The sequence below is a fragment of the Amycolatopsis eburnea genome (assembly GCF_003937945.1).
Taxonomy (GTDB): Bacteria; Actinomycetota; Actinomycetes; order Mycobacteriales; family Pseudonocardiaceae; genus Amycolatopsis; species Amycolatopsis eburnea.
The window spans coordinates 21,570-34,527 of the sequence record NZ_RSEC01000039.1; the positions used below are offsets into that span (position 1 = coordinate 21,570).

General features: G+C 69.0%; 12 protein-coding genes. All 12 read right to left on the reverse strand.

Annotation, left to right across the window (positions count from 1 at the left end; genetic code table 11):
- Positions 1-705: 705 nt before the first annotated feature.
- Entirely contained in the window at positions 706-1,680 is a 975-nt protein-coding gene (locus tag EIY87_RS19010; protein ID WP_125310298.1) for a hypothetical protein, read from the reverse strand.
- Between the two features lie 86 nt (positions 1,681-1,766).
- Positions 1,767-2,348, reverse strand: a complete 582-nt coding sequence (locus tag EIY87_RS19015) for a hypothetical protein (protein ID WP_125310016.1) — start codon at positions 2,346-2,348, stop codon at positions 1,767-1,769.
- 36 nt (positions 2,349-2,384) lie between these two features.
- Positions 2,385-3,650 carry an MCE family protein gene (locus EIY87_RS19020; protein WP_125310018.1) on the reverse strand — a complete coding sequence of 422 codons (1,266 nt, stop codon included), beginning with the start codon at positions 3,648-3,650 and terminating at the stop codon, positions 2,385-2,387.
- Positions 3,650-4,828, reverse strand: coding sequence for an MCE family protein (locus EIY87_RS19025; RefSeq protein ID WP_125310020.1), 1,179 nt, complete (start codon positions 4,826-4,828; stop codon positions 3,650-3,652). Before EIY87_RS19025 ends, EIY87_RS19020 begins: the two co-directional genes overlap by 1 nt.
- On the reverse strand, positions 4,825-6,009 hold the full coding sequence (locus tag EIY87_RS19030; protein ID WP_125310022.1) for an MCE family protein: 1,185 nt from the start codon (positions 6,007-6,009) through the stop codon (positions 4,825-4,827). Before EIY87_RS19030 ends, EIY87_RS19025 begins: the two co-directional genes overlap by 4 nt.
- A complete protein-coding gene (locus tag EIY87_RS19035; RefSeq protein ID WP_125310025.1) occupies positions 6,006-6,992 on the reverse strand; it encodes an MCE family protein in 987 nt (328 codons plus the stop codon). The genes EIY87_RS19030 and EIY87_RS19035 overlap by 4 nt, the downstream gene beginning before the upstream one ends.
- A complete protein-coding gene (locus tag EIY87_RS19040; RefSeq protein WP_125310027.1) occupies positions 6,989-8,017 on the reverse strand; it encodes an MCE family protein in 1,029 nt (342 codons plus the stop codon). The genes EIY87_RS19035 and EIY87_RS19040 overlap by 4 nt, the downstream gene beginning before the upstream one ends.
- Positions 8,014-9,339 (reverse strand): MCE family protein, encoded by a 1,326-nt coding sequence (locus EIY87_RS19045; protein ID WP_125310029.1) that lies wholly within the window; start codon positions 9,337-9,339, stop codon positions 8,014-8,016. The genes EIY87_RS19040 and EIY87_RS19045 overlap by 4 nt, the downstream gene beginning before the upstream one ends.
- Complete coding sequence (locus tag EIY87_RS19050) at positions 9,336-10,172, reverse strand: MlaE family ABC transporter permease (protein WP_003060266.1); 837 nt, start codon at positions 10,170-10,172, stop codon at positions 9,336-9,338. Before EIY87_RS19050 ends, EIY87_RS19045 begins: the two co-directional genes overlap by 4 nt.
- Positions 10,173-10,176: 4 nt before the next feature.
- Entirely contained in the window at positions 10,177-10,929 is a 753-nt protein-coding gene (locus EIY87_RS19055; RefSeq protein WP_003060268.1) for an MlaE family ABC transporter permease, read from the reverse strand.
- Positions 10,930-10,967: 38 nt separating this feature from the next.
- Positions 10,968-12,170, reverse strand: coding sequence for an ABC transporter ATP-binding protein (locus EIY87_RS19060; protein ID WP_125310031.1), 1,203 nt, complete (start codon positions 12,168-12,170; stop codon positions 10,968-10,970).
- Positions 12,171-12,555: 385 nt separating this feature from the next.
- Positions 12,556-12,945: a 50S ribosomal protein L7/L12 gene (rplL, locus tag EIY87_RS19065; protein WP_125310033.1), complete on the reverse strand. Its 390-nt coding sequence runs from the start codon at positions 12,943-12,945 to the stop codon at positions 12,556-12,558.
- Positions 12,946-12,958 lie beyond the last annotated feature (13 nt).

The following is a 12,958-nucleotide window of genomic DNA, read 5'->3' on the forward strand; positions in this document are numbered from 1 at the left end:
CCACTATCCTAACTACCGGCTCCGGGCAGCCTGAAAGAGGGCAGCGCAAAGAGGCAGTCTAGCCCGAACGGCGCGGTCTGTCCAGGGGGCGCTCCCGATGGGGCCCAGCCTGCCTCGCGACGTCTTCAGGTATGCCTCCAGGCGAGCCGGTTGTCCCTCCCGCAAGGGCCGCCGGTTTCGCCGTCGGGAGTAAGCGTGAACCCAGCGGCGCCGAGAGTCAAGATGCCACACGGGGGTGGGCCCGGTTGGCGCAGCGTTGAAGAGGGTCAGCGGAGCGTAAGCGGCCGAATATCATGCAGGTTACTGGCTGGTAGCGCCAGTAAAGCGGCTCGACCTGGGGTTTTTCCACGGATTCCGTCGTCGTCGCTGTGCCGTACGCCACCCGGCACGGGCGGAGAAGTTCTCCGGACGGGCGCGTCGGAGCGTTCTCACGGGCCGTGCAGGAGGGGCTCGGAGTGCGTCACAGCGGTCACTCGTGCCCCAGGCGCCACGGGGCCCGTGAGGGGGCTCCGAGGGGCCGTGAGGGGCCTCTCGGGGCGCCGGTGGTCCGGTGGTCCCGGCGGGCCGCTGAACGCCGTACAAGAGCGCCTGGGGACCGGACACCCGGCCGCGCGGTCTACCCGGCGTCGCGCGGAGACGCCATGAAAGGGTCGTTCATGTCGTCCGGCGAGGTGAACGACCCTTTCATGACGTTCGGAGGCGCGGCTACTTGCTCGGCGAGGGCGACGCCGGTGCCGACGACGCCGGCGCCTGGCTGGCCGCCGGGATCTTCGGGGCGTTGTAGGTGTCCATGTCCGTGATCTTCCACTTGTCGCCCTGGAGCTGGGCGTTCAAGTGGAGCTGGGCGGTACCCGCGGTCGTCTTCTTCGTGTCCGTGCGGGTCGAGGTCTGGTCGACGAAGACCATCACCTTCGCCAGGTCGCCGTTCAGCATGATGACCGCCGAGCGGGTCACCTTGCAGGTCACGACCATCTTCTGCTCCGGCGCGAGCCGCTTGACCTCGCCCATCAGGGAGTTGTACTTGGCGCGGACGTCGTCGTTGGCCAGCAGGTCGTTGGCCGCGTCCTCGGTCTTCTTGATGTTGTTGAAGTCGTACGAGAACAGCGCCTCGGCCGCCTTCGACACCGAGTCCTTCACCTGCGCCGTCTTCGCGACGTCCAGCAGGGCCGTGTTGCTGGTCGCCGAGGAGACCTGGACCTCTTCGTACTTGAACCAGAACGCCAGGCCGCCCAGCACCAGCGCCACGAGCACCAGCGCGCCCGCCACGACGTACGGCTTCTGCACGCGCGAGCCCGCGGCCGGCGTCGCTTCCGAAGCGGCTTCGGCGACCGCGACCTCGGACTCCTCCGTCGGCTTCGCGATGCCCGTGTCCCGTTTCTTGCGCCGCGGCGCGGGGCGGGCGGGGGCCTCGTCGGTCTCGGCCTCGGGTTCGGGCTCGCCGGTCAGCGCGTCGACCGAAGGCTCCTCCTCGGTGCCGACGGCCGCGAACACCGCCGTGTCCTCGGCGGACGGCGCCGTGTCGAGCTGCCCGCTCGCGGCTTCGAACGCCTCCGGCTTCGTGGCCGGACGCGGTGCCGGGCGCGGGGCCGGCCGGGGGCGCGGCTTGCGCGGCTCGGCGGGGAGCTGGCCGGTCCGCTCGGCGGCGGACTCGTCCGTCGACGGCTTGCGCAGACCGGCCACGCGCGGCCGGCGCGACGGCGTGGTGCTGCTGCTGCGAGGCGGCTGGCGGCGGGAGGGGGGCACTACGGGCTCCTTAACGGGTGACGCTACTGGCCGGCCGCGACGAGCGGGACGCTGTCGATGCCGGACAGCTTCCACGCGTCGCCCACGCGGGTCATCGACACCTCGAGGCGCAACGGCTTCGCGCTGCTCTTGTCACCCTGGGTGACGGTCGTGGCGATGGCGGCGAGGAAGCTGGCCTTGCCTTCGTGGTCGTCCAGCTCCTCGACGGCGATGTCCTGGACGTCCGTGGTGACCTTGGTCTTGGCGTCGGCGAGCGCCTTGCGGAACGTCGGCGCCGACTGGTCGATCTGCTGGGCCATCTTGTCGTCCGACACGGACTTCTGCCGGGCGAAGAAGCCGTCGAGGTCCTGGTAGTCGACCTCGGTGTAGGCCTTCAGCGCGTTGCTGCCCGCCTTGACGACGGCCTCGCGCGAGGCCGCCAGCTCGGCGTTGTCGTCGGCCGCGGCCGCCCACCACTGGATCCCGAAGAACGCGGCGGCGATCAGCGCGGCCAGCGCCAGCGCGCCGGCGCCGAGCACCAGCGTCCGCGAGGCGGACCGCTCCTGGGCGGGCGTCGGGGTGACGTCGGCGTCGTCCTCGACGACGGCCGGCTCGTCCGTACTCATGGCACTCCAGGGTAGGGGGCGGTCATCAAATCCACGTCAGGCCAGTCCGAGCAGCGCGCCCAGGCTGTTCAGGCTGACTCCCGGGCTGCCGACGATGCCCGGCACGCCGCGGGTGTTGCGCTCGTCCGCCAGCTCCTCGGCCGGCCGGTTCTGGTTGGCCGCGACGTCGGCGTCGGACGGCGCGACCGGGACCCCGCCGTACGGCGCGTTCTGCGCGCCGCGGACGTTGATCGGGCTGCCCTTCGGCTCGGCACAGTACGCCTTGTCGTCCGCGGGCCGCGGCGACAGGTTGTTCCCGGTCCGGTACTGCGAGTACGGCATGTACCCCTTGGTGCAGGACGGCGGGTTGAACAGGTTGAGCACCAGGCCGAGGTGGGCGGTCCCGTCGCCGGGGGCGACGCTGCTGGCCGCGCCGGCCAGTGCCGGGTAGGTGACCAGGCCCTGCTCGATGCCGTCGAGGCGGGTCACGGTCAGGTTGGCCGTGGTCAGCAGGTTCGCCGTCAGCGCGCCCAGGCCCGGCCCGGACTCCTTCAGCACCTGGCTGACCTGCGCGGCCACCTGCGGCGTGATGCCGATGAGCTTGCGCAGGTCGCCGTCGGAGTTCTTCAGCGTGCCGGTGAGCTCGTTGAGGCTCTTGCTGAACGACGCGAAGTTCGCCGCCTCGTCGTTCTGCGTGTCGAGCACCTTCCCGCCCTGGTCCAGCAGCTGGATGGTCTGCGGGAGGTACTCCTGCGCGGTCGTGGTGAAGCTGCGCGCGGTGTCCAGCAGCTTCTGCAGGTCGCCACCGGTGCCGCGGAACGCGTCGTAGGACTCGTCGACGACGGTCCGCAGCGAGTCGACCGGGACCGACGCGGCGAGCGAGTCGAGGTCGCCGATCAGCCGGTCGGTGCTGACCGGGGTGGTCGTCTTGGCCGCCGGGATCACCGAGCCGGCCGCCAGGTACGGGCCCTTGTCGGCCTTCGGCTTCAGGTCGACGTACTGCTCGCCGACCGCGGACCGGTTGGCGACGACCGCGTCGAGGTCCGCCGGCACCTGGGGCGCCGACGGGTCGATGTTGAGGTCGGCTTCGAGCCCGGTCGGGGTCAGCCGCATTTCGCCGACCCGGCCGATGTTGTAGCCGCGGTAGGTGACTTCGGCGTTGGTGAAGATGCCGCCCGACTCGTTGAGCTGCAGCTTCACCGTGTAGCCGTCGTTGCCGAACACGGTGCCGAGCCCGGCGAACCGGATCAGCGCGTACACGATCGCGACGACGGAAATGACCGCGAAGGCGATCAGCTGGATCTTCGTCCGGCGCACCAGCATCAGCCCGCACCTCCCGACAGGAGCCCGAAGAGGTTGCCGAGGCCGGGCTGGGACTGCCCGGCCTGCCCGCTCTCGCCCGGGATCGGCAGCGGCGGCGGCTGGTTGGCGGGGGTGCCCTCGACGCCGCCGGTGAGCCCCGGCAGCGGGATCTGCCCGGCGAGCGCGTTCTGCCTGCTGTTGCCGAGGTTTTCGACGACGGTCTTCAGGTTCAGGTCCACCTTCGCGAACAGGTTGAAGTAGTCGCCCTTGACGTCGTTGACGGCCTGGTCGCTGAACGGGAACGTCAGCAGGATCTCCAGCGCCTTCGGCAGGTCGTTGCCCGCCTCGCCGAGCTTCTGCAACGTCGGGGTCAGCGCCTTCAGGTCGGCGACGAGGTCCTTCTGCGACCGGTTCACGGTGTCGGTGGCGACGCCGGAGAGGTTGTCCAGCGCCTGCAGCATCGTGACCAGCTGGCCGCGCTGCGACTCCAGCACGCCGAGGCCGGGCGCGAGGTTGTCGACCGCGCCGACCAGCTTGTCCTTCTGCCCGTTCAGGGTCGAGGACAGCCGGTTCAGCCCGTCGAGCGCGCGGGTGATGTTGCGCGACTGCTGGTCGAGGTTCGTGACCAGCTGGTTCGCGTTGTCCAGCAGCGCCTTGATGTCCGGCTCGCGGCCGGAGGTGGCGTTGTTGAGCTCCTTGGTGATGGTGTTGAGCTGGTCGACCCCACCACCGTTGAGCAGCAGCGACAGCGCGCCGAGCAGCTCTTCGACCTCGACGCTGCGGTTCGTGCGGGCCAGCGGGATGGTCGCGTTGTCGGCGAGCTTGCCCTGGGCCTGGTCGTCGCCGGGCGAGGCCAGCTCGACGTACTTCTCGCCGAGCAGGCTCGACTGCTTGATGTTGGCCAGCGCGTTGGCAGGCAGCTTGACGTCGCCGTTGACCCGCAGCGTGACCAGCGCGTGCCAGCCGTCCTTGGTGAGGCCGACGTTCTCGACGCGGCCGATCGGCACCTCGTTGACCTTCACCCCGGCCTGCGGGGTCAGGTCGAGCACGTCCCGGAACTCGACGTTCACCGTGTACGGGTGGTCGCCGAGGTCGGCGCCGCCGGGCAGCGGCAGGTCGTAGATGCCCTTGAACGCGCAGCCGGAGAGCACCAGCGCGGACGCCGTGGCGAGCGCTCCGACGGTCAGCAGCTTCCTCACTGGCCACCTCCGTAGAGCTGTCCCGCGATGGGCAGCGGGAGCGGCGGCAGCTGACCGGACTGCAGGGCCTGCACGGTCTGCGCCACGGACGGCAGCGGGATCGCCTTGTCGACGACGCCGGCGATGCTCTCGCAGGCGTTGCCGAGCACGTCCGGAATGCTGTTGGTGCCGACCTGCTTGAGCAGCCGGCAGATCATCACCAGCGGGGGCTGGGTCAGCTCGTTGAGGTTCGGCCGGGCGTCGAGCGTGCCCGCCGAGCCGTTGTAGGTGTTGACCAGGTTGCTCAGGCCGACCGGGGCGACGTCGAGGATCTCGGCGAGCGAGCTGCGCTGGTCGACGAGCACCTTGGTGACGCCGGCCAGCTTGTCCACGTTGGACTTGAGCCGGTCGTGGTTGGCGTCGATGAACGACTGCACCGCGGTGAGCGTGGTGCCCAGCTGCTGCACGGTCGCGGCCAGGTTGTCCTTTTCGGACGCCAGGTAGCCGCTGACGTCGGCGAGCTGGCTCTCGAAGGTGCGGACCTGCTTGTCGGAGTCGGCCAGCGTCTGCGAGAACTTGCCGAGGTTCTCCACGGTGGAGAACAGGTCGTCCTTGTTGCCGGCCAGCGTCCCGGCCGCCTGGCCGAGCTTGGTGATCGTGTCGTGCAGGGCCTGGCCGTTGCCGTCGACGTTGGCCGCCGCGGTGTTCAGCAGGTTCGACAGCGACCCTTCCTTGTTGGCGCCGTTCGGGCCGAGGGTCTCGCTGACCCGGGCCAGGCTGGACGCGAGCTGGTCGACCTCGAGGGGCACCTCGGTGCGGTCGAGGCCGATGACCGCGCCGTCGGTGATCCGCGGGCCGCCGGTGTAGGCCGGGGCGAGCTGGACGTAGCGGTCCGACACCAGCGACGGCGCCACGATGAGCGCCTTCGCGTCGGCCGGGACGGCGACCGAGCGGTCGTACTCGAGCTCGACCTTCACCTGGTTGCCCATGGGCTGGATCTTGGTGACCGTGCCCATGTCGACGCCGAGCATCCGCACGCTGTTGCCCTCGTAGAGGCCGACGGCGCCGGCGAAGTACGCGGTCAGGTGGTTGCGGCCGGCGTCCTTGAGCGTCCACCAGATCCCGCCGGCGACGACGAGCGCGAGGACGATCGCGATGGTGAAGCCCCTGGTGAGGGTCTGGCCGAAGCGGGTGTCACTCATTTCGTGTAGCACCCCTCTTCGTTGATCGGGCCCATCGAGGGCAGCAGCAGGCCGCAGATGTAGTTGTCGAACCAGCGCCCGTTGCCGATGGTGTTGGTGAAGACCCGGATGAACGGCGCGAACTTCTTGATGCCGTCGGCCAGGGAGTCCTGGTTGCGCTGCAGCATCGACGTCAGCTGGTCCAGCGAGGTGAGCACCGGGTCGAGCTGCTTGTCGTTGTCGTCGATCAGGCCCTGCAGCTGCGTCGCCAGCTCACGCGAGCCGTTGAGCAGCGAGCTGATCGCGTCTTCGCGCTTCGACAGCTCGTCCAGCAGCTTGTTGCCGTCGGTGAGCAGCTTCTGCACCTCGGCGTCGCGGTCGACCAGCGTCTGCGACACCTCGCGGGTGTTGGCCAGCAGGTTGGACAGCTGCTCGTCGCGCGAAGCGATGGTGTCCGACAGCTTCGACAGGCCCGACAGCGCGCCCTTCACGTCTTCCGGCGTGTTGGCGAAGGTCTGCGAGATGGTGTCGAAGCTCTGCGCCAGCTGCTTGGTGTCGATGTTGTCGACGGTCTGGGACAGCCCGCGGAAGGCGTCGAGCACGTCGTAGGGGGCCATCGTGCGGTCCCGCGGGATCGCCGTGCCCGGGTTGAGCGCGCCCTGGCCCTGCGGGTCCAGCGACAGGTACTTCTGGCCGAGCAGCGTCTTGATCTTGATCGCGGCGCTGGTCCGGTCGCCCAGCCAGGCGTCCTTGACCTTGAACGACACCTTGACCGACGCGCCGTCGAGCTCGATGTCGCTGACCTTGCCGACCTTGACGCCGGCGACCCGGACGTCGTTGTCCTTCTGCAGCCCGGAGGCCTCGCTGAACTCGGCGGTGTAGGTGGTGCCGCCGCCGATCACCGGCAGGTCGTCGGAGTTGAGCGCGGCGAGGAAGCCGAGCGCCAGCACGACGATGCCGACCAGGGCGATCGGGACGGGGTTGCGCTTCTGGAAGGACTTCATCCCTTGCACCTCTCCCGGTTCGCGGGCAGCAGGGGCAGGGGCACGTCGTTGATCAGCGGCGGCAAGCTGACGCTCCCGGTGAACTCGCAGGCGTAGAAGTTGAACCAGGAGCCGTAGTCCGCGGTGCGGGTCAGCGTGCTCACCTTGGTGGGCAGGAACTGGATGAAGTGCTCCAGCTCCGGCTCGTTCTTGTTCAGCTGGTTCGTGAGGTTGCCGAGCGCGCTGATGTCGTTCTTCAGCGGCTCGCGGACCTCGCCGAGCAGCCCGGACGTCGTCTGCGCCAGGTTGCCGAGGCTCTCGATGGCGTCCCCGATCGGCTTGCGGTCCGCGGCCAGCCCGGAGGTCAGCTGCTGCAGCTTGACGATGAGGTCGTTGAGCTGCGGCGTGTGCGCGTTGACCGTGTCCAGCACCGAGTTGAGGTTGTCGATGACCTCGCCGATGACCTGGTCCTTGTTGGCGATCGTGGTGGCCAGCGAGGCGGTGTGCGAAAGCAGGCTTTCGACGGTGCCGCCCTCGCCCTGCAGGACCTGGATGACCTCGTAGGACAGCTTGTTGACGTCGTCCGGGTTGAGCGCGGTGAACAGCGGCTTGAAGCCGTTGAACAGCTCGGTCAGGTCCAGCGCCGGCGTGGTGCGGTCCAGCGGGATGGTGCCGCCGGGGTCCAGCGTCTTGCCGCCGGAGTTCTCGCCTTCGCCGAGGGAGACGTAGCGCTGGCCGACCAGGTTGCGGAACTTGATCTGCGCGGTCACCCCGGCGGGCAGCTGCCGGCCGGCGTCGACCTCGAACTCGACCTCGGCCTGGCGCTTGTCGACGATCTTGACGTCCTTGACCTGCCCGACCCGGACGCCGGCGATGCGGACGTCGTCGTTGGGCAGCAGGAGCGTCGCGTCGGTGAAGCGCGCCTTGTAGGCGTTGGTGCTGGTGGTGTTGATGTTGGCGATGCTGATCCCGAGGATCGTCGTGAACAGCACGGTGACGACCACGAAGATGCCGAGCTTGATCAGCGGCGCGAGCAGGCCCCTCACTTGACCGTCACCTCCGCGCCCCGGTACAGCGGGCCGACGAGCAGGGCGCTCCAGCCCGGGACGTCCGAAGCGTTCATGCCCAGCTGCGGGCCGAGCAGGTCGGCCAGGAAGCCCTGTTCCGCGCTCGAGTACGCCAGGTCACCGGCACCCGCGCCGTTGCCGGCCGCGTCCGCCTTGAACTTGGCCGGGTTGAGGCCATCGCCGACGGTCTTCGGGGCGGCCTGGTGCTTCGTGCCGTCCTTGAAGGCGCCGTCCGGTGGCTCCGACGGGAACGGCTTCGGGATGTCCTTGATGTCGTAGCAGCGCGGCCCGCGCTTGTCCTCGAACCGCGGCTCTTCCTTGCCCGCCTCGTACGGCGCGCGCGGCACGATGATCTCGATCGTCGCGTGCAGGCCGGGCTTGTCGGTGCCCTTGCCGAGCGCCTGGTCGATCAGCGGCACGTTCCGGGCCATCTGGGAGATCACGCAGGGGTACTCCGGCGCGTACTTCGCCAGCAGCTCGGCCGTCGGCCGGGCGGTGTCGGCGAGGGAGATGATGTTTTCCTTGTTGTTCTGCAGGAACGTCTGCAGGTCGACCGACGCGCTCGTGAGGCTGCCGTAGAGGTTCGACAGGTTCTGCTGCTGGTCGACCACGGTCCGGGTGGTCGTGCTCAGGTTGTCGAGGCTCTGCACCAGGTCCGGCGCGGCGTCCTTCAGGTGGTCGGAGAACTCCGCGAGCGCCTTGAGGTTGTGCTGCAGCTCCGGCTCGTGCGGGTTCAGCTCGCCGATGTAGGTGCCCAGCTGCGTCAGCGTGTCGCCGAGCTGGTCGCCGCGGCCCTGCAGGGCGGTCGAGATCGCGGTGAGCGTCGCCGACAGCTTCTGCGGCTGCACCGCCTGCAGCACCGGCATCAAGTGCTCGAAGGCCTGGTCCAGCTCGACCGCGCTGGCGGTGCGGTCCTGCGGGATGACGTCGCCGCTTGCGATCGTCTTCGCGGACGGGTCCTTCGGGATCTCCAGCGAGACGAACCGCTCGCCGAAGAGCGTCTTCGGCAGGAACCGCGCCGAGACGTTCTCCGGGATCAGCTTCGCCGACTCCGGCTTGAGCGCCAGCGTGAGCTCGGCACCTTCGGCGGTGGCGGTGATGTCCTCGACCGAGCCGACGATCAGCCCGCGCACCTTGACGTCGGACTGCTTGATCAGCTGGTTGCCGATCTTGCCCGCCTGGAGCTTGACCGTGACGACCGGCGTGAACGCCTTGTCGTAGAGCGCGATGGACAGCGCCACCCCGCCGACCATCACGGCGATGAGCAGCAGGCCGAGCAGCCTGCGTCGGAGCGTCCTCATCCCGCGATCCTTACCGTGACGTCGGTTCCCCAGATGGCGAACCCGATGAAGAAGTTCATGATCGACACCGTGACGATGGAGAGCCGCACGGCCTTGCCGACCGCGACGCCGACACCCGCCGGGCCGCCGGTCGCGCGGTAGCCGAAGTAGCAGTGCGACAGGATGATCAAGACGCTGAACAGCAGCACCTTGATGAACGAATAGAGCACGTCCTGCGGCGGTAGGAAGAGGTCGAAGTAGTGGTCGTAGGTCCCTGCTGACTGGTTGTAGATGTAAATAACGACCAGCCGGGACGCGAGGTACGAACTGAGCAGGCCGATGATGTAGAGCGGGATGACCGCGACGAACCCGGCGATGATCCGCGTCGTCACCAGGTACGGCAGGCTCGGCACGCCCATGACTTCCAGCGCGTCGATCTCCTCGGAGATCCGCATCGCGCCCAGCTGGGCGGTGAACCCGGCGCCGACGGTGGCGCTCAGCGCGAGGCCGGCGACCAGCGGCGCGATCTCGCGGGTGTTGAAGAACGCGGTCAGGAAGCCGGTGAAGGCCGACGTCCCGATCGAGTTCAGCGCCGAGTAGCCCTGGAGGCCGACGAGGACACCGGTGAACAGCGTCAGGCCGACCATCACGCCGACCGTGCCGCCGATGACCGCCAGCGAGCCGGAGCCGAAGCTCACCTCGGCCAGCAGCCGGAGGACCTCTTTGGTGTACCGGCGCAGCGTCCGCGGCGTCCACAGCAGCGCGCGGCCGTAGAACGACATCTGGTCACCGAGGGTGTCCAGCGTCTGCAACGGACGGTTGGCGACGCGTTTCGCGCCCTGGAGGAACGTCATGGCGCTAGTCCAGCTTTCCGGGCACGATCTGCAGGTAGATCAGGGTGATCACGAAGTTCACGACGAACAGCAGCAGGAACGTGATGACCACCGACTGGTTCACCGCGTCCCCGACGCCCTTCGGGCCACCGGAGGGGTTGAGGCCCCGGTAGGACGCGACGACGGCGGCGATGAACCCGAAGATCAGCGCCTTGATCTCGCCGACCCAGAGGTCGGGCAGCTGCGCGAGGGCGGAGAAGCTCGCCAGGTACGCGCCCGGCGTCCCGCCCTGCAGCACGACGTTGAAGAAGTAGCCGCCCAGCACGCCGATGACGCTGACCATGCCGTTGAGCAGCAGCGCGACCAGCATCATCGCGAGGGTGCGCGGCACGATCAGCCGCTGCACCGCGGAGACGCCGAGCACCTCCATCGCGGCGATCTCTTCGCGGATGGTCCGGGCGCCGATGTCGGCGCAGACGGCGGAGCCGCCCGCGCCCGCCACCAGCAGCGCGGTGACCAGCGGACTGGCCTGCTGCACGGTGGCGAGCACGGAGCCCGCGCCGGTGTAGGACTGCGCGCCCAGCTGGCGGGCGAGCGAACCGAACTGCAGCGAGATGACCGCGCCGAACGGGATCGCCACGAGGGCCGTCGGCAGGATGGTCACGCTCGCGATGAACCACGACTGCTGGATGAACTCCCGCAGCTGGAACGGGCGCTGGAACAGGCCGCGGACGATGTCCAGGCCGAGAGCGAACAGGTTCCCGGTCTCTCGGAGCATCCCGATCCCGGGGATCTTCGCCTGTGTTGCGGGAGAGCTCACCGGCCACCTGGCCCGTTGTCGCGCGGCGGCGGCATCCGGTGCGAGCCCGGTCTCGGCGGCTGGCCGCCCGGGATGCGCGCCACCTGGTCGGCGGGCAGCTGCCCGTGGTGCTGGTTCGGGACGCCGTCAGCCTGCGGCCGGGCGCCGGCCGGCACCTGCTGCTGTTGCTGCTGCTGGGCCTGGGCGACGCGGCGGGGGCTGACGCCGTAGTGGCGCTGCTCCTCGGGGCTCAGGGAGGCGATGATGCCCTCCTGCGCGGCCTGCGGCAGCCGGTGCAGGACCTCCATGACCCGGTCCTTGCGGCGGACCGCGCCCATCCGCTGCGGCACGCCCGGCGTCGTCTGCATCTGCGGCGGCACCCCGGAGATGTCCTCGACCCCGCCCGCGTGGTGGCCGGCGTCGAACATCGCCTGCTCGGCGGCCATCTGGGCGGAGTCCTTCTCCTCGGACATGCCGATCGGGCCCTGCATCCGGCCGTTCAGGAACTGCTTCACGACCGGCTCTTCGCTGGTCAGCAGCACCTCGCGCGGGCCGAACATGACCAGTTCCTTGCGGAAGAGCATGCCCAGGTTGTCCGGCACCGTGCGGGCCAGGTTGATGTTGTGCGTGACGATCAGGAACGTCGCGTCGATCTGCGCGTTGACGTCGAGGAACAGCTGCGAGATGTAGGTGGTGCGGACCGGGTCGAGACCCGAGTCCGGCTCGTCGACCAGGATGATCTCGGGGTCGAGCACCAGGGCGCGGGCGAGGCCGGCGCGCTTGCGCATACCGCCGGAGATCTCGCCGGGGAGCTTCTTGTCGGCGCCGTTCAAACCGGTCATGTCGAGCTTTTCGAGGACGATCCGGCGGATTTCCGTCTCGGACTTCTTCGTGTGCTCGCGCAGCGGGAAGGCGACGTTGTCGTAGAGGTTCATCGAGCCGAACAGCGCGCCGTCCTGGAAGAGGACGCCGAAGAGCTTCCGGATCTCGTAGAGCTTGTGTTCGGAGCAGGTGACGATGTCCACGCCGTTGATCACGCAGCGGCCGCGGTCGGGCTTGAGCAGCCCGATCATCGACTTCAGGAACACCGACTTGCCGGTTCCGGACGGTCCGAGCATCGCCGACACCTCGCCCGGGGGCAGGGTCAACGTGACGTCCCGCCAGATGGCCTGCTTACCGAAGGACTTGGTCAGACCTTCGATGACCACCTCGGCACCCATCGCACCTCCAGGAGCTGTTCCGCGTCATTGCGCCCGCTGCCACACCCTGCCACCCACGCCGGCGGCGGGTGCGGGCCTTGGCGCCCACGAACCCGCGTCAACCAGGTGCAACGAGCTGAGTGCGAACAGGTTACTCACCAGTTTTCTTTTCTGGCCAGCCCCGGACCCATCGTCACCCCGCCGTGATCGGCAACGGGAGGCACGGTAGTCCAATCGGGGCAATGACGCAGATCTCCGGGGCCCCGAACCCTCGATTTAGGGACCCGGGGCCAATCGGACACCGCTCCTAGGGGGCCTCGCTGACCAGGCAAAACGGAAGGGGCGGGCATCCGAGTGGATGCCCGCCCCTTCTCGAGGTGGTGCTTGGGCGCTCGCGCGCCCGAGATCACTTGATGGTGATCTTGGCGCCGGCGGCCTCGAGCTTCTCCTTGGCGGCGTCGGCGGCCTCCTTGTCGACCTTCTCCAGGAGGGCCTTGGGAGCGGCCTCGACCAGCTCCTTGGCCTCCTTCAGGCCCAGGCCCGAGACGACCTCGCGGACGACCTTGATGACCTGGATCTTCTTGTCACCGGCGGACTCGAGGACGACGTCGAACTCGTCCTGCTCCTCGGCGGCGGCCGGGGCGGCACCCGCGGGGCCGGCGGCGGCGGCGACGGCGACCGGCGCGGCGGCGGTCACGTCGAAGACCTCTTCGAACTCCTTCACGAACTCGGACAGCTCGAGGAGGGTGAGCTCCTTGAAGGCGTCGATCAGCTCGGCGGTGCTCAGCTTCGCCATGATGGCTTCCTCT

Bases quoted from the DNA above. Each gene is read 5' to 3' on its own strand.
- EIY87_RS19055 (WP_003060268.1), bottom strand. From the start codon at position 10,929: ATGCTCCGAGAGACCGGGAACCTGTTCGCTCTCGGCCTGGACATCGTC.
- EIY87_RS19030 (WP_125310022.1), bottom strand. From the start codon at position 6,009: ATGAGTGACACCCGCTTCGGCCAGACCCTCACCAGGGGCTTCACCATC.
- EIY87_RS19035 (WP_125310025.1), bottom strand. From the start codon at position 6,992: ATGAAGTCCTTCCAGAAGCGCAACCCCGTCCCGATCGCCCTGGTCGGC.
- EIY87_RS19020 (WP_125310018.1), bottom strand. From the start codon at position 3,650: ATGCTGGTGCGCCGGACGAAGATCCAGCTGATCGCCTTCGCGGTCATT.
- EIY87_RS19015 (WP_125310016.1), bottom strand. From the start codon at position 2,348: ATGAGTACGGACGAGCCGGCCGTCGTCGAGGACGACGCCGACGTCACC.
- EIY87_RS19045 (WP_125310029.1), bottom strand. From the start codon at position 9,339: ATGAGGACGCTCCGACGCAGGCTGCTCGGCCTGCTGCTCATCGCCGTG.
- EIY87_RS19050 (WP_003060266.1), bottom strand. From the start codon at position 10,172: ATGACGTTCCTCCAGGGCGCGAAACGCGTCGCCAACCGTCCGTTGCAG.
- EIY87_RS19060 (WP_125310031.1), bottom strand. From the start codon at position 12,170: ATGGGTGCCGAGGTGGTCATCGAAGGTCTGACCAAGTCCTTCGGTAAG.
- rplL (WP_125310033.1), bottom strand. From the start codon at position 12,945: ATGGCGAAGCTGAGCACCGCCGAGCTGATCGACGCCTTCAAGGAGCTC.